General features: G+C 74.1%; 19 protein-coding genes. 11 read left to right on the top strand and 8 right to left on the bottom strand.

Annotated features, from left to right (window positions below; translation table 11 throughout):
- Positions 1-41: 41 nt before the first annotated feature.
- Entirely contained in the window at positions 42-665 is a 624-nt protein-coding gene (locus AB0M28_RS03050) for a bifunctional 4-hydroxy-2-oxoglutarate aldolase/2-dehydro-3-deoxy-phosphogluconate aldolase (RefSeq protein WP_365396747.1), read from the bottom strand.
- Positions 666-811: 146 nt separating this feature from the next.
- Positions 812-1,783: a sugar kinase gene (locus tag AB0M28_RS03055; protein ID WP_365396750.1), complete on the bottom strand. Its 972-nt coding sequence runs from the start codon at positions 1,781-1,783 to the stop codon at positions 812-814.
- Between the two features lie 220 nt (positions 1,784-2,003).
- On the opposite strand from AB0M28_RS03055, the gene AB0M28_RS03060 reads away from it, so the two are divergent.
- Both AB0M28_RS03060 and AB0M28_RS03065 read left to right on the top strand, forming a co-directional pair.
- On the top strand, positions 2,004-4,643 hold the full coding sequence (locus AB0M28_RS03060) for a beta-N-acetylglucosaminidase domain-containing protein (protein WP_365396753.1): 2,640 nt from the start codon (positions 2,004-2,006) through the stop codon (positions 4,641-4,643).
- A gap of 112 nt (positions 4,644-4,755) precedes the next feature.
- Complete coding sequence (locus AB0M28_RS03065) at positions 4,756-5,592, top strand: hypothetical protein (RefSeq protein ID WP_365396756.1); 837 nt, start codon at positions 4,756-4,758, stop codon at positions 5,590-5,592.
- 126 nt (positions 5,593-5,718) lie between these two features.
- Here the strand turns inward: AB0M28_RS03065 and alc are convergent, their stop codons facing one another.
- Positions 5,719-6,843: an allantoicase gene (gene alc / locus AB0M28_RS03070; protein ID WP_365396759.1), complete on the bottom strand. Its 1,125-nt coding sequence runs from the start codon at positions 6,841-6,843 to the stop codon at positions 5,719-5,721.
- Between the two features lie 41 nt (positions 6,844-6,884).
- Positions 6,885-8,216, bottom strand: a complete 1,332-nt coding sequence (gene allB, locus AB0M28_RS03075; RefSeq protein WP_365396762.1) for an allantoinase AllB — start codon at positions 8,214-8,216, stop codon at positions 6,885-6,887.
- 454 nt (positions 8,217-8,670) lie between these two features.
- Here allB and AB0M28_RS03080 point away from each other — a divergent pair, with 454 nt between their 5' ends.
- Both AB0M28_RS03080 and AB0M28_RS03085 read left to right on the top strand, forming a co-directional pair.
- Positions 8,671-9,450 carry an IclR family transcriptional regulator gene (locus tag AB0M28_RS03080; RefSeq protein WP_365396765.1) on the top strand — a complete coding sequence of 260 codons (780 nt, stop codon included), beginning with the start codon at positions 8,671-8,673 and terminating at the stop codon, positions 9,448-9,450.
- Positions 9,447-9,995, top strand: coding sequence for a GNAT family N-acetyltransferase (locus tag AB0M28_RS03085; RefSeq protein ID WP_365396768.1), 549 nt, complete (start codon positions 9,447-9,449; stop codon positions 9,993-9,995). Before AB0M28_RS03080 ends, AB0M28_RS03085 begins: the two co-directional genes overlap by 4 nt.
- Before the next feature lie 57 nt (positions 9,996-10,052).
- Here the strand turns inward: AB0M28_RS03085 and AB0M28_RS03090 are convergent, their stop codons facing one another.
- Positions 10,053-10,400, bottom strand: coding sequence for a DUF5955 family protein (locus tag AB0M28_RS03090; protein ID WP_365396771.1), 348 nt, complete (start codon positions 10,398-10,400; stop codon positions 10,053-10,055).
- Between the two features lie 185 nt (positions 10,401-10,585).
- Between AB0M28_RS03090 and AB0M28_RS03095 the strand changes: the two genes are divergently transcribed.
- A complete protein-coding gene (locus AB0M28_RS03095; RefSeq protein WP_365396774.1) occupies positions 10,586-11,167 on the top strand; it encodes a nucleotidyltransferase family protein in 582 nt (193 codons plus the stop codon).
- A gap of 132 nt (positions 11,168-11,299) precedes the next feature.
- On the opposite strand, the gene AB0M28_RS03100 is transcribed toward AB0M28_RS03095, so the two are convergent.
- On the bottom strand, positions 11,300-12,199 hold the full coding sequence (locus AB0M28_RS03100; RefSeq protein WP_365396776.1) for an SDR family oxidoreductase: 900 nt from the start codon (positions 12,197-12,199) through the stop codon (positions 11,300-11,302).
- A gap of 88 nt (positions 12,200-12,287) precedes the next feature.
- Here AB0M28_RS03100 and AB0M28_RS03105 point away from each other — a divergent pair, with 88 nt between their 5' ends.
- The 6 genes from AB0M28_RS03105 to aceB all read left to right on the top strand — a co-directional run bounded on the left by AB0M28_RS03105 (position 12,288) and on the right by aceB (position 18,608).
- Positions 12,288-12,845, top strand: a complete 558-nt coding sequence (locus tag AB0M28_RS03105) for a helix-turn-helix domain-containing protein (RefSeq protein ID WP_365396779.1) — start codon at positions 12,288-12,290, stop codon at positions 12,843-12,845.
- Positions 12,846-12,982: 137 nt separating this feature from the next.
- Positions 12,983-13,564: an ECF RNA polymerase sigma factor SigK gene (gene sigK / locus AB0M28_RS03110; RefSeq protein WP_365397085.1), complete on the top strand. Its 582-nt coding sequence runs from the start codon at positions 12,983-12,985 to the stop codon at positions 13,562-13,564.
- Positions 13,561-14,295 carry an anti-sigma factor gene (locus AB0M28_RS03115; protein ID WP_365396782.1) on the top strand — a complete coding sequence of 245 codons (735 nt, stop codon included), beginning with the start codon at positions 13,561-13,563 and terminating at the stop codon, positions 14,293-14,295. The genes sigK and AB0M28_RS03115 overlap by 4 nt, the downstream gene beginning before the upstream one ends.
- An 85-nt stretch (positions 14,296-14,380) precedes the next feature.
- The gene (locus tag AB0M28_RS03120; protein WP_365396785.1) at positions 14,381-16,039 is read left to right on the top strand and encodes a molybdopterin-dependent oxidoreductase; all 1,659 of its coding nucleotides are present in this window, start codon (positions 14,381-14,383) and stop codon (positions 16,037-16,039) included.
- Positions 16,040-16,110: 71 nt separating this feature from the next.
- The gene (locus AB0M28_RS03125) at positions 16,111-16,749 is read left to right on the top strand and encodes a fasciclin domain-containing protein (RefSeq protein WP_365396788.1); all 639 of its coding nucleotides are present in this window, start codon (positions 16,111-16,113) and stop codon (positions 16,747-16,749) included.
- Positions 16,750-16,985: 236 nt separating this feature from the next.
- A complete protein-coding gene (aceB, locus tag AB0M28_RS03130) occupies positions 16,986-18,608 on the top strand; it encodes a malate synthase A (protein ID WP_365396791.1) in 1,623 nt (540 codons plus the stop codon).
- Positions 18,609-18,662: 54 nt separating this feature from the next.
- Here the strand turns inward: aceB and AB0M28_RS03135 are convergent, their stop codons facing one another.
- A complete protein-coding gene (locus tag AB0M28_RS03135) occupies positions 18,663-21,707 on the bottom strand; it encodes an alpha-N-acetylglucosaminidase TIM-barrel domain-containing protein (RefSeq protein WP_365396794.1) in 3,045 nt (1,014 codons plus the stop codon).
- A 123-nt stretch (positions 21,708-21,830) separates the two neighbouring features.
- Positions 21,831-22,805 carry a DMT family transporter gene (locus AB0M28_RS03140; protein WP_365396797.1) on the bottom strand — a complete coding sequence of 325 codons (975 nt, stop codon included), beginning with the start codon at positions 22,803-22,805 and terminating at the stop codon, positions 21,831-21,833.
- Between the last annotated feature and the right edge of the window lie 94 nt (positions 22,806-22,899).

Below are 22,899 nucleotides of genomic sequence, written 5' to 3' on the forward strand. Positions count from 1 at the left end.
CTCCCGGAGCTCAACGGCTCCGGGAGCCGAAAAGGAGCCCCTCAGACCTCTCCGAGCCGCGCCAGCAGGTCCGCCACGCGCTTGGCGACCTCGTCGCGGTCGCCGGCCGCGAGGGCCGAACCCATGCCGCAGGCGACCGCGCCCGCCGCGATCCAGTCGGGCGCGTTCTCCACGGTCACCCCGCCGGTCGGCAGCAGCGGCGCCTGCGGGAGGGCCGCCCGTACGTCCTTGATCCAGGACGGCTGGTGGCCGGAGGCGGGGAACAGCTTGAGCGCGTCCGCGCCGAGTTCGAGGGCGCGGACCATCTCCGTGGGGGTGGACACCCCGGGGAAGACCGGGATGCCGTAGCGGTGGCCGGTCTGGATGACCTCGGCGTTGAGGTTCGGCGAGACCAGGAAACGGGCGCCGGCCTCGATGGCGCGGCCCGCGGCGGCCGCGTCCAGGACGGTGCCGGCGCCGATGACCGCGTCGTTCACGTCGGTCTCGCGGCGCAGGGTGGAGACCAGTTCCAGGGCGAACGGGGTGGTGAGCGAGATCTCCAGACTGGCGATCCCGGCCGAGAGCAGGGTGTCGGTGGTCTCGGCCGCCTGGTCGTAGGACGGGCTGCGGACGATGGCGAAAACCCGCTGCGCCAGCGCGGCTCGGGTGATCTCCCAGCGGTACAAGGCAGTTCCCTTCGGGTGGATCGTGCTCCGGGTGGGGCCGGATGGTCCTGGGGTACGGACGGGAGGCGGGGGCGGTTCAACGCCGGGCGGGGTCGCCGCCCGCGTCGAGGCGGCTGAACTCGCCGCCCTCCGAACGTGCAGGCCGTTCAACGCTGCACCGAGTCGCCGCCCTCCGTGAACGCGGTCAGCGCCCGGTCGCGCGCGGCGGCGGAGGGCAGACCGTCGGTGTCGGTGGCCGACTGGACGACGAGCGCGGCGACGCACGCCGCCTCCGCGAGCGCACGCGGCGTGGGCAGCCCGCGCAGCCAGGCGGAGAGATATCCCGCCGCGAACGCGTCGCCGGCACCCACCGGGTCCGCGAGCGGCACGCGGAACGGCGGCTGGTCGTACCGGGGGCCGTCCGCGGTGAGAGCGGTGGCGGAGTGGTCGGCCCGCTTGAGGACGACGGTGTGCGCGCGGCCGCGCAGCAGCCAGTCGGCGGTCTCGTCCGCGCCGCGGCCGGCGAGCAGTTCCAGCTCGTCCTCGCCCGCGAACACCAGGTCCGCCTGCGGAAGCAGCGGCGCGACGGTCTCGGTCCAGCGCTCGGGGGCGGCGAGCTTGCGCCGGATGTTCGGGTCGAAGGAGACCGCGGCGCCGGCGGCGCGGGCCAGTTCGATGAGCTTGGCGGTGGCCTCGGCGGCGGACGGCGACAGCATGGGCGTGATACCGGAGATGTGCAGCAGCCGGACGCCGTCGAGGGCCTCGGCCCGGATGTGCTCGGGGGCGAGCCGGGAGGCGGCGGAGCCCGCACGGTAGTACTGGACGTCGATCGCGCGCTGCGGATGGCTGTCGCGCAGCAGCAGGCCGGTGGGGGCGTCCGGGTCGCTCTGGGCGTACGAGACGTCGACGCCGTCCGCGCGCAGCTGGCTGAGCACCGCCTCGCCGGCCGGGTCGGCGCCCACGCGGCCGAGCCAGCGGGCGCGGTGGCCGAGACGGGCCAGTCCGGCGGCGACGTTGGACTCGGCGCCCGCGACGGAGCGGCGGAAGTTCACCGCGCGGTCCAGGGGGACGCCGGGCTCCGCGAGCATCAGCAGCATCGCCTCGCCGCAGGTGACTGCCTCGGGTGACGAATCCGGCATGGCCCCTCCCTGAGCGCTGGTTCCTCCGAACGTTATCCCGAAGGGGCGCGGTCCGGCCCGCCGCCCCCTGGGGCCGCCGGGGCCCACGGGGCACGACGTACCAGAGCGATGTCCATCAGCGCGGGCGGAAAGTCCATTGCCTTCACCGGAGTTGAGGGCGAGCCTTCAGCGGAGATTGTCGTGGACGCAACACAGCCGCCACCCGCACGGGAGGAACTGGATGCACCGCACAGCACTGGCCGCTCTCCTCGTCCTGGCCTTCGGCCTGTCCCTCACCCCCTCCGCCGCCTCCGGCGCTCCGCCCGGCGGCAGCCCGCCGCCGATCACCCCGGCCCCGCGGTCCGCCGAACCGCGCACCGACACGGTCACCGTCACGTCCACCGTCGACCTGGTCGCCGGTCCCGACGCCGACGCGCCCGCCGTACGCGCCGTCGAGGACGCCCTGTACGCGGCGGGAGCGGACACCGTCCGCCGTACCGCGACGGCGGCCGGCGGCGACCGGCTCGCCGTCTACCTCGACGGCGCCGGATCCGCACTGGACGCCCTCGGCATCCCCGGCCACGCGGGGCTGCCCGCGGAGGGGTACGTACTCGGCGCCGGAAAGGCGGCCGGTGACACGGCGGGACGGATCGCGCTGGACGGCGTCGACGCCACCGGCACGTTCTACGCCGCCCAGTCGCTGCGCCAGCTGCTCCCCCACCGCTCCGACCCGGGCGCCCGCGTCGGGGGCATCGCGGTCCGGGACTGGCCGGGCACGGCCTGGCGCGGCGTCATCGAGGGCTTCTACGGCATCCCCTGGTCGCACGAGTCGCGGCTGGACCAGCTGGACTTCTACGGCGCCCACAAGATGAACATCTACGTCTACTCCCCGAAGGACGACCCGTATCTGCGGGAGAAGTGGCGCGACGCCTATCCGGCGGCGGAGCTGGCGACGCTGAAGGAGCTGGTCGACCGCGCCCGGGCGAACCACGTGGAGTTCACCTACGCCCTCTCCCCCGGCCTCTCGGTCTGCTACAGCTCCGACGCGGACATCGCCGCCCTGAACAACAAGTTCCAGACCCTGTGGGACATCGGCGTACGCACCTTCGCCGTCCCGCTGGACGACATCAGCTACACGAGCTGGAACTGCCCCGCCGACCAGACGGCGTTCGGCACGGGCGGCGGCGCCGCGGGCAAGGCGCAGTCGCATCTGCTGAACCGGGTCAACCGCGAGTTCATCGCCACCCACGAGGGCGCGAGCCCGCTGCAGATGGTGCCGACGGAGTACTACAACGTCTCCCCGTCGCCGTACAAGCAGGCCCTGAAGGACCTCCTCGACCCGGACGTGCTGGTCGAGTGGACGGGCATCGGCGTCATCGCGCCGACGATGACCGTGGCGCAGGCGCAGAGCGCCCGCTCGGTCTTCGGCCACGAGATCCTCACCTGGGACAACTACCCGGTGAACGACTACGTCCAGCACCGCCTGCTCCTCGGTCCGTTCACCGGGCGCGAGAAGGGGCTGCCGGGCGCGCTGGCGGGTATCACCGCCAACCCGATGAACCAGGCGGCCGCCTCCAAGCTCGCCCTGTACACGGTGGCGGACTACGCCTGGAACGACGGGGCGTACGATCCGCGCGCCTCGTGGGAGGGAGCGCTCAAGGAGCTGTCGGGGGGCGACACGAAGGCCGAGGCGGCGCTGCGCGCCTTCGCGGACGTCAACTACAGCTCCCGTCTGGAGAAGCAGGAGGCGCCCGAGCTGTCGGCCGCGGTGGCCGCCTACTGGGCGGGCGGTGCGGCGTCCGCGCTGGACGCGCGCCTTCGCGAGCTGCAGGCGGCGCCCGGTGTGCTGCGCGAGCGGCTGCCGGAACGGGCACTGGTGGAGGAGTCCGCCCCGTGGCTGGACGCGACCGCCGACTGGGCACGGGCGATGCGCACCGCCCTGTCGGCCGTCGAGGCGGCGCGCTCGGGCGACGCGGCGACCGCGTGGCGGCTGCGGCAGCAGGTGCCGGGGCTGGTGGCGTCCGCGCGTGCGCACGTGTACGTCGGTCTGGGCGGCTCCCGGGTGCAGGTGGCCGTGGGCGAAGGGGTCTTCGACACCTTCGTCGCCAAGGCGCTCGCCGAGCACAACCGGCTGCTGGGGGTACGGGGCCGTCCCACGGCGTTCAGCAGCCTCGGCGTCTACTCCGGCAACGCGGTCTCGCGGATGGCCGACGGCGACGACTCCACGTTCTACTGGAGCGACTCCTCGGTGCGCACCGGCTCGTACGTGGGCATCGACCTGGGCTCGGTGCAGGACGTCTCCGGCGTCCGGCTGGCGATGGGCAAGTCCTCCAGCCCGAACGACTACATGCACCAGGGCGTCCTGGAGGTGTCGGACGACGGCAGCAACTGGACGGCGCTGACGGCCTTCTCGGGAACCGCCGAGGTGACGGCGACCGCCCCCGCCGGTACGAAGGCCCGCTACGTCCGGGCGCGGGCGACCGCGTCGCAGGACTACTGGCTGGTGGTACGGGAGTTCGCGGTCACCGGCGGTGACACGGCGACCGTGGCGGGCGGACCGCCCGGAGCCCTGGCCGCGGCGGCGGACGGGAACCCGGACTCGGCGTACACGGGGGCGCGGGCGCCGGAGCCGGGCGAGGCGCTGACCGTCTCGTTCGCCACACCGCGCGCCGCCTCCGAGGTCGTCGTCCTGCGCCCGGAGAGCGGTGTCGCGGCGCAAGCGGACGTCGAGGTGCGGGTGGCCGGTGAGTGGCGTCCGCTCGGCGCGCTGACCGGCGCCTACAGCGCGCTGCCGACGGGCGGCGTGCAGACGGACGCCGTGAGGCTGCGGTGGCGCGAGGGCACGGAGGTGCCGGCGGTGGCGGAGGTGATCGTCCGCTGACACGGCGGACCAGGGGGCGCTCCGGCCGGGGCGCCCCCTGGGCTCCGGCCGGGGGGCACCCCGGCTGTCAGACCCCCCGGGTAGGTTGGGTGGACCGCACAAGGAGATCCACATGGCCGACCGTCCCGCTGTCCTGTTCGTCACCGACCTCGCCTACCCGGCGCGGGGCCGGCGCTACTGCGACGAGGACATAGCCCTGACCTCCCGGCTGCGCGAGAGCTTCGACATCGCCCTGTGCCACCCGCTGGACGCCGCCGCACTGATGGACCCCTACGACGTGGTCGTGGTCCGCAACAGCGGCCCCGTCCTGCACTACCAGCGGGAGTACGACGCCTTCCGCGAGCGGGCCGCCGCCCGCGGCACGCGCGTCTACAACCCGCTCACGGGCCGCGGCGACATGGCCGGCAAGCAGTACCTGCTCGACCTGACGGCGGCCGGTCATCCGGTCATACCCACCGTCGACCGCCGCGCCGACCTGCACCTGCTGCCCGCCGCGGCCGAGTACGCGGTCAAGCCGAAGGCCGGCGCGGACTCCATCGGCCTGTCCTTCGTACCCGCGGACCGGCTGCCCGGCCTCGACTACGGCGGCATCCTCGTCCAGCCGCGCGTCGACTTCCGCTACGAGGTGTCGTTCTACTACATCGACGACACCTTCCAGTACGCCCTGTACGCCCCCGACCCCGACCGCCGCTGGGTCCTCGAGCCGTACGAGCCGACGGGCGAGGACCTCGCCTTCGCCCGCCGGTTCATCGACTGGAACACCCTCGACCACGGCATCCAGCGCGTGGACGCCTGCCGCACCCGCGACGGCGGGCTCCTCCTGGTCGAGCTGGAGGACCTCAACCCGTACCTCTCCCTGGACCTGGTCCCGGACGCCACGCGGGAGGCCTTCGTGGCGGACCTGACGAGGTCCCTGCACCGGTATCTGGACACCCCGACCCCGTCCTGAGCGGGCGCTACTCCGCGCCCCGCCGCCCTCCGAGCAGCTCGATGACCAGGGAGAGCGGCTGACCCCGAAAGGACCGTCAGGCCCTCGCGCTCCCCTCGGCGCGAGGGCCTGACGGACGTCCGCGGGTCAGCCCTCCAGCTCCACGTGGCGGGACGCCAGGTCCTTGGCGCCGGCCTCCGTCAGACTGCCGTACAGGCGCAGGCGGGAGATGCCGCCGTCGGGGTATATGGCGATGCGCACCCGCTGTCCCACCACCGGCTCGGGGAGGACGAACCGGTGGTTCGTGTCCGGCTGCAGACGCGTGCGCGGGAGGATCTCCGTCCACTCGTCGCCCTCGGCCGAGGCGACCGACAGGGAGGCCCAGCCCGCCGCGTTCCCCTTCAGGTACGCCGTGTCGATCTCGACCGCCCGGATCTCCGCCTGCGCGGCGAGCGCGTAGCGGATCCAGTCGTGCCCCCTGTCGCGGCGGCGGCGGGTCTCCCAGCCGTCGTCCATCTTCCGGGAGCGGCCCGGCTGGACGGTGTTGGTCGCCGGCGAGTAGAAGCGGTCGGAGGCGTCCTCCACCCGGCCGCCGTTCTCCAGCGCCGCGAGGTCGAACGTGCCGAGCGCCGCCAGCCACACCGGGTCCGGCGCCACCTCGCCGTACACCCGCAGCCGGGCGATGCCGCCGTCCGGGTACTGGCGCAGGCGCAGATGCGTGAACCGGCGCTCCAGCGCGACCTCGAAGCCGTTCGCGGCGTGGCCGCCGATCTCCGTGCGCGGGACGATCACCGTCCAGGTGACGCCGTCCGCCAGGAGGTCCTCGGGCGAGGGCGAGCCGGCCACCGAGGTGCCCTCGACGGACACGTACTTGCCGTAGTTGCCGCGGAAGTGCGCGGTGTCGACGACGATGCCCCGGATCACGCCGGGGGCGCCCAGGCGGACCAGCGCCCAGTCGTGGTCCTCGTCCGCCGGGTGCGGCTGTTCGGCGGAGACGCCGCGGCGGCGGCGGGTCTCCCAGCCGTCCATGACCTTGCCCTTGTGCCCGAACGCCTCGGGGTCGAAGAGCGCGGGCCCGGGATTGAGGAGGTTCTCCCGCTGGGCGAAGAACTCGTCGTTCGCGGCGATCACACCCGCGCCGAGCCGGCGGTCGGCGAGGTCGGCGTACACGGCGAAGGGGAAGTCGGCGGTGCGGTAGTCGGCGTAGGGGTCGCCGCCGCCGTACGGGCCGGCGTCACCGGTGAAGCGGGGGGTCGCCGCTGTGGACGTCATCGTGGAGTGCTTCCTTTCGGCTGACGGATGGGGTCGGTCGGTCATGCGCGGCGCAGGAGTTCCCCGCGCGGCTCGGTGAGCACGCCGTGGTCGGCGATGCGGACGCCGCGCAGCCACGTGGAGGTGACGACGCCCTGCAGCGTGCGGCCCGCGTAGGCGGTGACGCGGTTGCGGTGCTGCAGGTCCGCTGGGTCGACGGTGAACGTGCGGTCCGGGTCCAGCACCACGAAGTCCGCGTCGCGGCCCGGGGCGATCGCGCCCTTCTGCGTCAGCCCCGCCAGCTCCGCGGGCGCCGTCGACATCCAGCGCGCCACGTCCGCCAGCGTGCGGCCCCTGCGGCGGGCCTCCGTCCAGATCGCCGGGAGGCCCAGCTGCAGGGAGGAGATGCCGCCCCAGGCGGAGGCGAAGTCCGCCGTCTTCAGGTCGGCGGTCGACGGCGAGTGGTCGGAGACGACGCAGTCGAGCGTGCCGTCCAGCAGGCCGGCCCACAGGGCGTCCTGGTTGGCGGCCTCGCGGATCGGCGGGCAGCACTTGAACTCGCTCGCCCCGTCCGGCACCTCCTCCGCCGTCAGCGTGAGGAAGTGCGGGCAGGTCTCCGCCGTGATCCGTACGCCCTCGGCCTTCGCCTCCGCGATCAGCGGCAGTGCGGTGGCGGACGACAGGTGCAGGATGTGGACGCGGGCGTCGTACTGCCGGGCCAGGGCGATCAGGTGCTCGATCGCGCGGTCCTCCGCGGTGTGCGGGCGGGAGGCCAGGAAGTCGGCGTAGCGGGCGCCCGGCACCTGGGGGGCGGCGTCCAGTACGGCGGGGTCCTCGGCGTGCACGATCAGCAGTCCGCCCAGGCCCGCGATCTCGGCGACCGCCGACTCCAGGGCCTCGCCGCCCAGCTGCGGGAACTCCTCGACGCCGGAGGGCGACAGGAAGCACTTGAAGCCGAAGACGCCGGCGTCGTGCAGGGGCTTGAGGTCGTTGAGGTTGCCCGGGATCGCGCCGCCCCAGAAGCCCGTGTCGACGTGGACCTTGGGGCGGGCGACGTCCTGCTTCACGATCAGGGCGCGGCGGGTGGTCGTCGGCGGCAGGCTGTTCAGGGGCATGTCGACGATCGTCGTGATGCCGCCGGCCGCGGCGGCGCGGGTGGCGGTCCAGAAGCCCTCCCACTCCGTGCGGCCGGGGTCGTTGACGTGCACGTGGGTGTCGACGAGGCCGGGCAGTACGACGTGGTCGCCGGCGTCCTCGACGCGGGTGCCTCGCGGGGGCGGCGTGTCGTACGGCTGCACGTCCGTGATGCGGCCGGCGGTCACGCTCACGGCCGCGGGGCGTTCCCCTTCGGGGGTGAGGACGCGGCGTGATCGCAGTACGAGGTCGATGGGCACCGGTTGCCTTTCGTGTCGGTTGTTGTCGCCTTCCGCTGTTCGCCTGCGGCGGGCATCGGCTGTGGTCGCGTCGGGCGGCGAATGGTGCGGTGCCGCTGCGCCCACCCGTGCCGCCCCAGCGGCACGACTGCCCGCAGCATTGCGCTTCCGCGCGGCGATGCGGCGGCGCCCCTCCGCAACGTGCAGCGTCGCCCGGGGACGGCCCGCCCGCAGCGTTACGTCGGCGGCGGGGTCGGTCGTCTCCAAACGACCGACCCGTCCATCGACCCATCGCGAATTTCAACGAACTGTTGAAGCGGAGTCTTCATCGAACCGTGCGGGGCGTCAAGGGCCACCCGTGTGGATTCGTCGGGCGCGTTGGGGTGGGGGTGGTCGGTTTGGAGGATTCCACATAACGGAAGGGGGCTTCCGGCCGATAAGCTCAGCCGTACCCGCCAGGAAAGGATCATCAGACGTGGCCGAGCCCAAGACCTCCGGCGGAGGCGGCGTGCAGTCCCTGGAGCGCGCGTTCGACCTCCTCGAGCGGATGGCAGACGCCGGCGGCGAGGTCGGACTGAGCGAGCTGTCGCAGAGCAGCGGGCTCCCCCTGCCGACCATCCACCGCCTGATGCGCACCCTCGTGGCCTGCGGGTACGTCCGCCAGCAGACCAACCGCCGGTACGCCCTGGGCCCGCGCCTCATCCGCCTCGGCGAGAGCGCCTCGCGGCTGCTCGGCACCTGGGCCCGCCCCTATCTGGCGCGGCTGGTCGAGGAGACCGGCGAGACGGCGAACATGGCGCTGCTCGACGGCGACGAGGTGGTGTACGTCGCCCAGGTGCCCTCCCGGCACTCGATGCGGATGTTCACCGAGGTGGGCCGCCGCGTGCTGCCCCACTCCACCGGCGTGGGCAAGGCCCTGCTGGCGCACACGCCGGACGACGAGGTACGGGCGCTGCTGGCCCGTACGGGCATGCCGGCCGCGACCGAGAAGACCATCACCACCCCGGACGCCTTCCTCGACGCCCTCGCCCGGGTGCGCCGCGACGGCTACGCCGTGGACGACAACGAGCAGGAGATCGGCGTCCGCTGCCTGGCCGTCGCCCTGCCCGACGCGCCCACCCCGGCGGCGGTGTCGATCTCCGGCCCCGCGGGCCGGGTCACCGACGTGGCCACGGATAAGATCGTTCCCGTACTGCAGCAGGTGGCGCGGGAGTTGTCCGAGGCTCTCGCCGATACGACGGGGGTGGCGCCGTGACGCGTCCGGTGTTCGAGGAGCAGGTCGAGATACGGGGCGAGGGCCTGGTCCTGCGCGACTGGCGGGAGGACGACGTCCCCCTCATGCCCGCGCTCTTCGACGACCCCGACATCGCGTACTGGACCCCGCTGCACTCCCCCTTCGACGAGGAGGCGGCGAGCAACCGGCTGAAGAAGTCCCGCGAGAACCGCGCCGAGGGCAAGGCGCTGCAGCTGGCCATCACCCTCGACGGCGACGACGCCCCGCTGGGCGAGGTGCTGCTGATGCGCACCGGCCATCCGGAGGGCGTGCTGGAGATCGGTTACGCCGTGGGTCCCGCCCACCGCGGGCAGGGGCTGGCCGCCCGGGCGGTCCGGGTGATGACGGCGTACGCGTTCGCGGAGCTGGGCGCCGACCAGGTCGTACTGGAGCTGGAGGCGGAGAACGCCGCCAGCGTGGGCGTGGCCCGCGCGACGGGGTTCCGGCTGCTCGACGTACCGCTGATCCCGGGCACGGAGAAGGGCCGCTCGTTCGAGCTGCAGACATGGGGGCAGGACCGGCCGTGACGGCCGGCCCGTCCCCCGTACGGCAGGGCGCCGCCGCCGAGCGGCGGCGCGCGGCCGCTATCCGCCGTCCCTCGCGCGCGGGACCTCCGCGCCGAACAGGTCGATGACCTCCCTCAGCTGCGCCACCCCCGCGGCCAGCGCGCTCACCGAGCCCACCGCTCCGGCCACCGCCAGCAGCGCGCGGCGCAGCCGGGGGACCTCCGGCGTGCCCGTCTGCGCCATGGCGGCGAGTTCGGCGAGGGCGTCCTCCGCGACCGAGCGGTCCGAGAGTTCGGCCGAGAGTGCCGCGAGCTCGCGGCGCACCCGCGACACGGCCGTCCGCAGCGCCTCGACACGCGGATCCTCGACACCCCGCACAGCCCGGGACTCCACGTCGTACGCGCCCTCCGCCGGTGCGCCGTCCACGGGCCTTCCACCCGTACGATCCTTTACCACTGACCTTCCCCCTTGCTGCCCTGACCGGCGGCCTGCCGCGGTGGTCAATCGCGGCGGGCCGCGGATCAGTTAACGCCACTTGCGCACCGACTCGCTACAGACCCAGGGATATTCAGATGAATCTGCCAAACGGAACGAACGAATCCGGTCCGATTGTGGCAGGTCTGCTGCTGGCCGCGGGCGGCGGGCGGCGTCTGGGCGGCCGGCCGAAGGCCCTGCTCACGATGGGCGGGCAGCCGCTCGTGGAGCGGGCGGCGGAGGTGCTGCGGGCCGGTGGCTGCGGTCCGCTGCACATCGTGCTCGGGGCGGGCGCACAGGAGGTGCGGGAGCGGACCCGGCTTGACCGCTGCCGGGTGATCGTCAACCCGGACTGGGCCGAGGGCATGGGCGGTTCCCTGCGGGCGGGGCTCGCCTCGCTCGCGGCGACGGACGCGGAGGCCGCCCTGGTCATGCTGGTCGACCAGCCGCGGATCGGCCCCGAGGCGGTCGCCCGGCTGATCGCGGCGTACGGGCGGGGGGCCGCCCTGGCCGCGGCGGCGTACGACGGCGAGCGCGGGCATCCGGTGCTCTTCGCCCGTCGGCACTGGCCGGAAGTCGCCGCCCGCGCGTCGGGCGACCGGGGCGCACGGGATTTCCTGCGCGCCCATGCGGGCGAGCTCACGCTCGTGGAGTGCGGTGACGTCGCGGCGCCCGACGACGTGGACACCCCGGAGGACCTGGGACTGCTGGAGGCCTGAGGCCCGCGGCTGCCCGCTCGCGGTCAGCCCTCGATCACGCACGGCCGGCCCGCTCGCGGTCAGTCCTCGATCACGCACGGCCGGCCCGCTCGCGGTCAGTCCTCGATCACGCACGGCCCAGCCCGCTCGCCGTCAGCCCTCGATCGCGTACGCCCCCGCGGCGATGTCCTCGAAGAGCGTCGGGCCCGTCGGCGTCCAGCCGAGGGCCTCCCGCGTGCGGTCGCTCGACGCGGTGACGTCCATCCCGAAGAAGCGCCCGATCCAGCCGAAGTGCGCCTCGGCGTCCGCCGGGTCGACGGGCACCGCGGGTACGCCGAGGAAGCCGCCGATCGCGTCCGCTATGTCGCGGGAGGGCAGACCGGTCTCCGCCACCGCGTGCATCCGGGAGCCCGCCGGGGCCTCGTCCAGCGCGAGCCGCACCATGCGCGCGGCGTCGGAGCGGTGGACGGCCGCCCAGCGGGTGGAGCCGTCACCGACGTAGCCGGCCGCGCCGCGCTCCTTCGCGATGCGCGTCAGCTGCGCCGTGAACCCGTGGTCCCCCATGCCGTGCACGGTCGGGGAGAAGCGCAGCGCCACGGGGCGCACGCCCCGGTCGGCGTACTCCAGGGCGAGGTTCTCGCTGCCTCCGCGCATCGAGTCGGCGCCGTGGAACGGCGAGGCGTCGTCCTCGTTCACGGGGCGTCCCGTGACGCCCGAGGCCAGCCCGGAGGCGAACAGGAACGGGCGGTCGCTGCCCTTCAGCGTGTCGAGCATCCTGCGGACGGCGGCGTGCTCGGTGCGGCCGGCGCCGGCGTAGTCGGTGAAGTCGTGCTTGAAGGCCAGGTGGATGACGCCGTCGGCGGACTCCGCCGCGGCGGCCAGGCCGTCGAGGTCGTCGAGGCTTCCGCGGTGGGCGGTGGCGCCCTTGGCCTCCAGGCCGGCCGCCGATCCGGCGGAGCGGGCGAGGCCGACGACCTCGTGGCCGTGGGCGAGGAGTTCGTCGGTGACGGCGGAGCCGATCCAGCCGGAGGCACCGGTGATGAAGACGCGCATGGCGGTTTCCTTTCGCTTCAGGCCATGTCAGTGACTGACATCCACCGTAACATTCGATGTCAGGCACTGTCATCACTACACTTCTCCCATGAGTCGCTGGGAGCCGGACGCACGAGGGCGGATGATCGACGCCGCGATGGAACTCTTCGCCGAGGGCGGCTTCGAGCGCACGACCGCCGGGGACATCGCCCAACGCGCCGGGGTCACCGAGCGGACGTTCTTCCGGCACTTCGCCGACAAGCGCGAGGTGCTCTTCGACGGCTCGCGGACGCTGGAGCGCACGGCGTACGACGCGATCGTCGCCGCGCCCGCCGGCGCCTCGCCGCTCGACGCGGCGGTGGCCGGGATGGCGGCGGGGGGCGCGCTGCTGGAGGAGCGCCGGGAGCACGCCGTACGGCGGTCGCGGATCATCGCGGCCAATCCCGGTCTGCAGGAGCGCGAGCTGCTGAAGCTCGCGGCGATGACCGTGACGGCGGCCGAGGCGCTGCGGGCGCGCGGCGTCGGCGAACCGGCGGCGGAGCTGGCCGCGCACAGCGCGGTGACGGTGTTCCAGCTGGCGTTCGCGCGCTGGATCGCGGCCGGGGAGCCGCCCCCGTTCGCCGTGTGCGTCGCCGAGACGGCAGAGGCGCTGCGCGCCCTGCGGTGATCCCGGCGTCCCCGGTCCGACCAGCCGCGGGACCTCCTCGTCCGCCGGCCAATCCCCCGGCCCGCCGGCTCCGAACACCCAGTAGGGAGGCTGCGGCGCGCGCCGCGGCCGGAGCCGAGGGAGCTGTGTTGCGATCCATCGACGTGGCCGCGAGGCCCCAGCCCGATCCGTCGGACAGCCCGCTGGACGGGCTGCTGACGCGGGTCGCGCGGGGCGACCGCGAGGCCTTCGGGGCGGTGTACGACGCGGCCGCGGCGCCCGTGCTGGGCCTGGTGCGGTCCGTGCTGCGCGATCCGGCGCAGTCGGAGGAGGTGATGCAGGACGTGATGGTGGAGGTGTGGCGTACCGCGGCCCGCTTCCGGCCGGAGCGGGGCCGGGCGATGACCTGGATCCTGACCCTCGCGCACCGCCGCGCCGTGGACCGGGTGCGCTCGGAGCAGGCCGCGACGAACCGTGAGCGCAAGGCGGCCCTGCTGGCTCCCGGCACGCCGTTCGACGAGGTGACCGAGCAGGTGGAGGCCCGGCTGGAGCACGCGCAGGTGCGCCGCTGCCTGCGGGCGCTGACCGAGTTGCAGCGGGAGTCGGTGACGCTCGCCTACTACCGGGGGCTGACCGGCGCCGAGGTGGCCCGGCTGCTGTCCGTACCGCTGGGCACCGTCAAGACCCGCCTGCGGGACGGACTCATCCGGCTCCGCGACTGCCTGGGGGTGACCGCATGACCGCCGCCGACCTGCACACCGCGACCGGTGCGTACGTCCTGCACGCGCTGCCCGCCGACGAGCGCGCCCGCTTCGAACGGCATCTGGCCGCCTGCGCCGCCTGCGCCCAGGAGGTACGGGAGCTGGCCGCCACCGCCGCCCGGCTGGGGCTCGCGGTGTCGGTCCCGGTCGCCCCGGAGCTGAGGGCCCGGGTGATGAGCCGGATCGACACCGTACGGCAGGAGCCGCCGCGCACCGCCGGCCTGCCCCGGCCCCGGCGCCTCGCGGGTGACGCGGGCCGCTTCGTGCTCGCCGCGTGCCTGGCCGCCGCGGCGGCGCTGGGCGGGGTGGCCGTCTGGCAGCACCAGGAGGCCGAGGACGCGCGGGCCGGAGCGCGGGCGATCGAGGAGCGGGCCGCGCGGATCGACGCCGTCCTCGGCGCGCCCGACGCCAAGGCCGCCTCAGGTGCCATGCCGGACGGCGCCACCGGCACGGTCGTCGTCTCCCGGGAGCGGGACCGCGCGGTGTTCGTCGCCGCGGGGATGCCGGAGCCGCCCGCGGGCAAGGTGTACCAGCTGTGGTTCGACGACTCCGGGACGATGCGTCCGGCCGGCCTGCTGAGCGGCAGCGGCGCGGTCCTGATGGACGGCCCCGTGGGCGACGCCTCGGGGATGGGCGTCACGGTGGAGCCGGCGGGCGGCTCGGAACAGCCCACGTCGGCGCCGGTCGGGGCCGTGCGGCTGCCGGTGTGAGATCGGCCGGATGACGCCGCCGGTGGCTCACTCCTGAGGGTGATGTCGGCGAGCCTGACCAATCCCCGGGCCGCCGGTGATCCGAATGTTCCACGTGAGCACAGGATGGAGCAGAGTGGGCCGCGGGGCGGCCGCGGCGGTCTGCGGACTGCTGGCGGCGGCCGCGGCGCTGGGCGCGGCGGAGCTGGCGGCGGCGTTCGTCAGGCCGGAGGCGGCCCCGCTGACCTCGGTCGGCGGGGCGGTCATCGACGCCACGCCGCAGCCCGTGAAGGACTGGGCGATTCGCACCTTCGGCACCGACGACAAGCTGGTGCTGCGGATCGGCATCCTGACGCTCCTGGCGCTGTTCGCCCTGGCCGTGGGCCTGCTGGCGCGGCGGCATCGGCGGACGGGGGCGGCGGCGGTCCTGGCGTTCGGGGTGCTGGGCGCGGCGGCGGCACTCGGCCGGCCGGGCGGCGGACCGGGCGACGCGGTGCCGTCGCTGGTCGGGGCGGTCGTCGGGGCGGGCGTGCTGTACGGGCTGGCGGGGATCCTCACCCCGGCACCCGCGGCCGTTCCCGAGGCCCCGCCCCCGACCGGCCCGCACGAGACACCCCCGACCGGCCCGCACGACACACCCCCGACCGCCCCCCACGACACACCCCCGCTCCCCGCCGCCACCCGGCGCCGCTTCGTCACCGCCGCCACGGCCGTCGCCGCCGCGTCCGCCGGGGCCGGTCTGCTGGGGCGGGAGGTGGCGGACCGGCGTAACGCCCCGGCCGTGGCCTCACGCCGCGAGATCCGGCTCCCGGCTCCCGACTCCCCCGCCCCGCCCGTGCCGCGCGGCGCGCAACTGGGCATCAAGGGGATCGGCCCCTTCTTCACCCCGAACCGCGACTTCTACCGCGTGGACACCGCCCTCGTCGTACCACGGGTGAACGCGGACCGCTGGCGTCTGCGCATCCACGGCGACGGTGTGCGCGAGCCGCTCACGCTCGACTACGCCGAACTCCTGCGACGCGAGCTGATCGAGCGGGACATCACGCTCAACTGCGTGTCGAACGAGGTCGGCGGCCCGTACATCGGCAACGCCCGCTGGCTCGGCGTACGGCTGGCGGACGTGCTGCGGGAGGCGGGCGTGCGGCCGCCGTCGCAGGGCGGCCCGGCGGACCAGCTGGTGGCCCGGTCGGTGGAGGGCATGACCATCGGGACGCCGGTGGAGACCGTCATGGACGGGCGCGACGCGCTGCTCGCCCTCGGCATGAACGGCGAACCGCTCCCCTTCGACCACGGCTTCCCGGTCCGCATGCTGGTGCCCGGCCTGTACGGCTACGTCTCCGCGTGCAAGTGGCTGACGGACCTGGAGCTGACGACCTTCAGCGCGTACGACGCGTACTGGGTCCAGCGCGGCTGGGCCGAGCGGGCACCGGTGAAGACGCAGTCCCGGATCGACACGCCGAAGCCCTTCGCCCGCCCGGCCGCCGGCCGCGTCGCCGTCGCCGGTGTGGCCTGGGCGCAGCACCGCGGCGTGGAGCGGGTCGAGGTACGGGTGGACGACGGCCCGTGGCGGGCGGCGCGCCTCGCCGCCGAGGACACGTCGGACACCTGGCGCCAGTGGGTCTGGGAATGGGACGCCACGCCGGGCAGGCACACCCTCCAGGTCCGGGCCACCGACGGCACCGGCGACACCCAGACCGCCGACCGCGTCAGCCCCTTCCCGGACGGGGCCACCGGCCGGCACTCGGTGGTGGTGACCGTGACCTGACCCGCCTCGGGCCCGCCCGAGATCCCCCGTAACCCCTGAAGCACAGTGCCCTCAGCAAGGAGTGAACCCTCATGTACACCCTCACCCGCCGCCTCGCGGTGACAGTCGTCGCGGCCACCGTCCTGCCCCTCTCGCTCGCCGCGTGCGGCAGCGACGACGGCGCCAAGGACCGGGCGAGCGGCACCAGCACCTCCGCCGCACAGGCGGCCGACCCCACGAAGAGCGCCGGGGGGTCCGCCCCCTTCGGTCCGGGGTGCGCCGCCGTACCGAAGGACGGCGCGGGCAGCTTCGCGGGCATGGCGAAGGACCCCGTGGCCACCGCGGCCTCGCACAACCCCGCCCTGTCCACGCTGGTGTCGGCGGTGAAGCAGGCCGGTCTGGTGGACACGCTCAACAACGCGAAGAACCTCACCGTCTTCGCGCCCACCAATGAGGCCTTCGCCAAGATCCCCAAGGCGGACCTGGACAAGGTGCTGAGCGACAAGGAGCAGCTCACCAAGATCCTCACGTACCACGTGGTGGGTGAGCGGCTCGCCCCGAAGCAGCTGGAGGACGGCACCTTCAAGACGCTGGAGGGGAGTGAGCTGACGACGAAGGGCTCCGGAGAGGACTTCACCGTCAACGACACCGCCAAGGTCGTCTGCGGCGACGTGCAGACCTCGAACGCGACGGTCTACGTCATCGACACCGTCCTGATGCCTCCCATGTGATCCGGCACGGAACCCGCCGACGAGGCGGCGCCCGGGGGCAGCGCACCCCCGGGCGCCGCCCGTTCGTGCTCCGGCACGCGCCGGTACGTGTCGGCGCCCGCACGGTGCGCGACCATGGGGCAGGAGCGGTGTCTCGACATCAACAGACCGTTGAAATTCCGCGATAAGGAAACTAGTCTCCACAGGTCAGAAGCGATGCACGCCGTCAAGATGCACGCCGTCAAGGAGTGACAGCCATGTCCGCACCAGCGCCGTCCCCGCTGGCCGTCGTCGAAGCCGAACCGGTCGCCCGCCAGGAGGAGGTGCTCACCGACGCCGCGCTCGCCTTCGTGGCGGAGCTGCACCGCCGTTTCGCGCCGCGCCGGGACGAGCTGCTCGTACGCCGGGCCGAGCGGCGGGCGGAGATCGCCCGCACCTCCACCCTCGACTTCCTGCCGGAGACCGCCGCGATCCGCGCGGACGACGGCTGGCGGGTGGCCCCCGCCCCCGCCGCGCTCGAGGACCGGCGGGTCGAGATCACCGGGCCCACCGACCGCAAGATGACGATCAACGCCCTCAACTCCGGCGCGAGGGTCTGGCTGGCGGACTTCGAGGACGCCTCCGCGCCCACCTGGCACAACGTCGTCGACGGCCAGGTCAACATGATCGACGCCTACGAGCGCCGGATCGACTTCACCGACCCCCGGTCCGGCAAGTCCTACGCCCTGAAGCCGAACGAGGAGCTGGCCACCGTGGTGATGCGGCCCCGCGGCTGGCATCTCGACGAGCGGCACCTGACCGTCGACGGCCGGCCCGTGCCCGGGGCCCTGGTCGACTTCGGCCTGTACTTCTTCCACAACACGAAGCGGCTCATCGACCTCGGCAAGGGGCCGTACTTCTACCTCCCGAAGACCGAGTCGCATCTGGAGGCCCGCCTCTGGAACGACGTCTTCGTCTTCGCCCAGGACTACGTCGGTATCCCCCAGGGCACCGTCCGGGCCACGGTCCTCATCGAGACGATCACGGCGGCGTACGAGATGGAGGAGATCCTCTACGAGCTGCGCGACCACGCCTCCGGGCTGAACGCGGGACGCTGGGACTACCTCTTCTCCATCGTGAAGAACTTCCGCGACGGCGGCCCCCGGTTCGTCCTCCCGGACCGCAACGCGGTGACGATGACGGCCCCGTTCATGCGCGCGTACACCGAACTCCTCGTGCGCACCTGCCACAAGCGCGGCGCGCACGCCATCGGCGGGATGGCCGCGTTCATCCCGTCCCGCCGCGACGCCGAGGTCAACAAGGTCGCCTTCGAGAAGGTCAAGGCGGACAAGGACCGCGAGGCCGGTGACGGTTTCGACGGCTCCTGGGTCGCGCACCCGGACCTGGTGCCGCTCGCGATGGCGTCCTTCGACGCCGTCCTGGGCGAGAGGCCCCACCAGAAGGACCGGCTGCGCGAGGACGTCTCCGTCGCTGCCGCGGACCTGATCGCGGTCGACTCGCTGGCGGCGAAGCCGACGTACGACGGGCTGGTCAACGCCGTCCAGGTGGGCGTCCGTTATATCGAGGCGTGGCTGCGGGGCCTCGGCGCCGTCGCCATCTTCAACCTGATGGAGGACGCGGCCACCGCGGAGATCTCCCGCTCCCAGATCTGGCAGTGGATCAACGCGGGCGTCGTCTTCGAGAACGGCGAGAAGGCGACGGCCGAGCTGACCCGCCGGATCGCCGCCGCGGAGCTGGACGCGATCCGCGCCGAGCTGGGCGAGGAGGCCTTCGCGGCCGGCAAGTGGCGGCAGGCGCACGATCTGCTGCTGAAGGTCGCCCTGGACGAGGACTACGCCGACTTCCTCACGCTGCCGGCGTACGAGCAGCTCGCCGGCTGAGAGCCGCTGAAGGGGCCGCCGTCGGTACGGCGGCCCCTTCCGTCGTACGAACCCTCAGCCCGCCGCCATCGCGAAGACGTGGAGGCGCGGGTTGTCCGGCAGGGAGACGAGGGCCACCCGGCGGGCCGGGTCCAGGGGGACCGAGTTGTAGAAGACCCGGTAGCCGTAGCCGTGGTTGGCCGGGCCCGAGGCGGTGAGCCGGTAGCCGCACTCGGCGACCAGTTCCGCGCCGCCGAGCGGCTCGCGGCCCGCCCAGTTCGGGAAGTACACGTCGTGCTGCTCGGCCGTGCCGTCGGTGTAGACGACGGTGACGGCGCCGGTCTGCCCGAACACGCCCGCGCCGAGGAAGCCGAGCCTGCTGCCCTGCGCGTCGAGGCGGATCGTCGCCGCCCCGGCCACGTTGTCGGGCGCCTCCGGCGGGCCGTCCGGCCAGCGGAACGTCAGGCCGTCGCGCTCCACCACGGCGCCCGCGGGCAGCCCGGCGGCGGCCAGCGCCTCGGCGGAGAAGCCGTTGGTGCCGTCGAAACGCGCGTACTGGGGCTGGGCGTCGGCCGAGATACCGCTGTTGCCGTACGCGGCGGCCAGACTCTCGGCGGGCGTCTGCACGCGGGCGGTCAGCTCGGTGCGGACGCCGCCGGCGTACACCGTGACGACCGCCTCCGTGCCGTCGGGGGTGTCCGCCGGGGGCGTGACGCGCCAGGTGTACGTGGCGCGGTCGTAGCCCTTGACCGTGGGGACGTCGCCGGGCTCCCAGCCCGCGGGCTCCGCGCTCCAGCCGTCGGGGAGGTCCAGCGCGGGTGCCGGTTCCAGCGGCGTGGGCCGCCAGTTGGCGAGCGTCGCGGTGAGCTGGGCGGCCAGGCCCGGCACGGGGCGGCCCGGGGCGAGGACGGCGGTCAGCTGCGGCTGCGGGTGCAGCAGCGCCGCCACCGCGCGCGCCTCGTCCAGCGGGTCGCCGGACGGCTGGACGGGGAACGGGGTGCGGTCGCGGCGGAACGCCTCGCCGTACGCGTACCAGTCGACGGTCTCCGGGGTGCTGCCCGAGACGAGGGCGGCGCGCAGGGCGGTGAAGTACCGGCGCCAGCGCGGCTTGTAGTACGCGCCGACCAGTCCGGCCCAGTCGCGGTTGGCGTAGTCGCGGTTCACGGTGGCGGCGGCGCGGGTCTCGCCCCAGGTGGTGAGCAGCGTACGGGCGTCCTCCTCCAGCGCGTCGCGCTCCGCGTCGTCCGCGCCCCAGCGGCGGGCGTCGGCGATCCAGCGGCCGACGAGGAACTCGCCGCGGGTCGCCAGCAGCCGGTCGAGGGCGTCCATCAGCGTCAGCCATTCGGCGGTGGACTGGTCGAACTCCGCGACGTCCCGCGCCTCGTACGCCGTCTTCAGCCGGGGCAGCAGCACGCGCGCCCGGTCCACCAGCGCCTGCCGGGCGACGTTCACCAGGTCCCAGCGGTACGTGTCGGTGTGCCCGATCCCCTCCGCCGCGCGCAGCAGGTCCTGGAAGGCCGGGTGCAGGGCGTCCGGGGCGTAGCCGAGGGACTGGGGGGCGTTGGGCGCGGCGCGGGTGGCGGACAGCGAGGGCTGCGCGTTGAAGAGGGAGTCGGGGCCGCCGCCGCCCACGGTGGAGCTGTAGCAGGTGCGCTGCAGGGTCCGCCAGGCCGATTCGGCGGCCTCGTCGCGGCGGCCGTAGCGGCGCAGCGGGTACGCCGTGATCCACTCAGTCAGGTCGATGGGCCGGTCGTGCCAGTGGGCCTCGGCGAAGAGGGTGCCCCACACGGGGTTGGTGTCGACGCCTTCGTTCACCATGCAGGTGCCGGCGAGCTTGTCGGCGCCGGGGTTCGCGGCGAGGGCGGGCAGGTTCGCGGTGGGGGCGAGGGGCCCGTACAGGCCCGTGCGCCCGCCGTAGTTGGTGAGCTGGCCCCAGGTCCACTCGGTGCCGGAGAACTGTCCGCTGCCCTGCCAGCGCCCGCCGGTGAGGTCGAGGACCAGCACCCGGGTGCGGTCGAGCGCGGCGAGCAGCTCGCGGCGCGGGTTGGAGCCCCACGCCTGGACGTACCAGCGGTAGTCGGGGACGGACGCCTTGAGCGACCGCTCGATGCCCAGGCCCGCCTCGGTCAGGTCGACGCCGCCGGACTGGCCGCCCTCGTGCAGCAGGTCGATGGCCTGCGCGTGCAGCAGGCCGAAGCGCTCGCGCTGGGCGGCGTACCAGACGGCGGCGACCTCCTGGAACAACGGGTCGGTGGAGTCGAGCCAGTCGGGCCGCTCATAGCCGTACCACTGGCCCTGTTCGACGACGTGCGCGCCCGGGTGCCGGGCGGCGAAACCATTCGGCACGGAGCCGGAGAAGCCGGGCGCGACGGGCGTGATGCCCAGTTCGCCGAGCCGGGTGAGGATGCGCGAGCCCAGTTCGACGCGCTTGGCCAGCAGACCGGTGGAGACGCCGCCGCCGGAGCCGAAGAGGTTGCTCATCCACTGCCAGGGCTGGTGGCAGGGCAGCGATATGTGGCGCAGCGCCTCGGCGCCGGTGTAGCCGAACTGCCGCCAGGTGTCGTACCACAGGACCTCCATGCCGGTGGTGACGAGCAGCTCGTTCACACCGCCGGCGGCGAGCAGGTCCAGCTCGCGCTCCCACTGGGACCAGGACCAGTTGGGGTTGGTGTAGCCCATGACGCAGAAGTTGTACGCGTACCGGTGGGCCAGCTCCGTGGTGCGGGTGACGGGGGCGGCCGGCAGCGGGAGGCGGGCGGGCAGCTGGTCGCCGCCGCGGGAGACCTGGCCGTGGGCGTGCTGCTCCAGATACCAGGTGAAACCGGACAGCAGCGAGCTGGTGTCGGTGCCGGTGATCTCCACGGCGCCCTCGACGGCGCGGAAGGTGAAGGCGGCGGGCCCGGCGGAGGGCGCGATCCGCAGCGCGAACCGGTCGGCGAGGAGAGGGGCGAGCCGGCGGATCGCGGAGCGGGCGGCGTCCGTGCCCGGTCCGTCGGCCAGGGCGGCGGCCGCCGCGGCGGCGACGGGGAAGGCGGGCAGCGCGGGCAGCACGAAGGAGGCGGCCGTGGCACCCGTGGCCGCCAGGAATGTCCGGCGCGAGGGCTGGATGCCTTCGGGCATGAAGGGACTCCTGTCGGTCGGCTGTGCTGCGTGCTGGCGGGCGGGGGCCCGGCGGCCCTCGGATGATCCTAAGAGGTCGGAGGGCCGCTGGTAAGCGTGCGGGTGGGAACGTACGGAAACCGTTCACCGTTCCGACGGGCGGCACCGCGTGCGCCCCGGCACGGGCCCGTCCGGGTCGGCGGCGGCGCGGGCGCGCGGGCGGACGGTCACCAGGGCGATACCGCCGCAGCAGACGGCCAGCAGCGCCAGTTCGTACGGCCCCGGCGCGGGCGAACCGCCGAGCGCCCACTCCCCGATCCGTACGGTGAACGGCACCGCGAGCTGCAGCGCGGCGACGAACACGGGGCCGCGGAGCAGGATGAGGCGGTGCTGCACCAGATAGGCGGGGGCGTACACCGCGCCGCCGAGCAGCACGATGCCGCCCCACTGGGCGGGGGTGGGCGGATGGGCGAGCAGCGCGGGCAGGGAGAGGGGGACGAGCAGGACGGACGCGGCGCCGAGGAGGACCGGCAGCACCGCGAGCGGCGGCAGGGCGGCGAGGCTGCGGCGGTAGAGGAAGGTGTACGCCGAGAAGCCGGCCGTGGCCCCGGCCGCGAGCAGCAGCCCGGCCGCGTCGAGCGGGGCGCCGTCCGCGCCGAGCGCCGCGTAGCCGGCGGCGGCGGCCGTGGCCAGCAGCGCACCCGCCGCCATCCGCGCGGAGGCGCGCTCGCCGAAGAAGAGAGCTCCGATCACCACGGAGAAGCAGGGGAGCAGGGCCACCGTCACGTTTGTCAGTGATGTACCTATTCGCGGCATTGCGAGCAGCGTCCCGGCCGCGTACCCGGCGAACCCCAGCAGCGCCAGCGCCGCCACCGCCCCGGGCCGCGCCAGCACGGCGCGCGCCCCCGCACGCCCCTCGGGCCGTGCGGCGGCCAGCGCGCACAGGACCGCGGCGCACACGGCCGTACGCCCCAGCGCCACCCCGAGCGGCTCGGTGTCCGCGGCGAGCTCGCCGGACAGCAGCCAGGTCAGTGCCAGCAGGGCCACCAGGCCGGCGGCAAGGAGAGGGGTGGTGGGCCGCTGGGTGCCCGGTGCTGTCCGTCGGCTGTCCTGGAGCACCCGGCCTCGTTTCGGATCGTCGGCGGACGGCTGTCACCGCGGCGGATTTCCGCCACCTTCTGGCATAACCCCGATGATGGGGGCGTCCGTCGGC

The sequence above is a fragment of the Streptomyces sp. NPDC051940 genome (genome assembly GCF_040680895.1).
GTDB lineage: Bacteria > Actinomycetota > Actinomycetes > Streptomycetales > Streptomycetaceae > Streptomyces.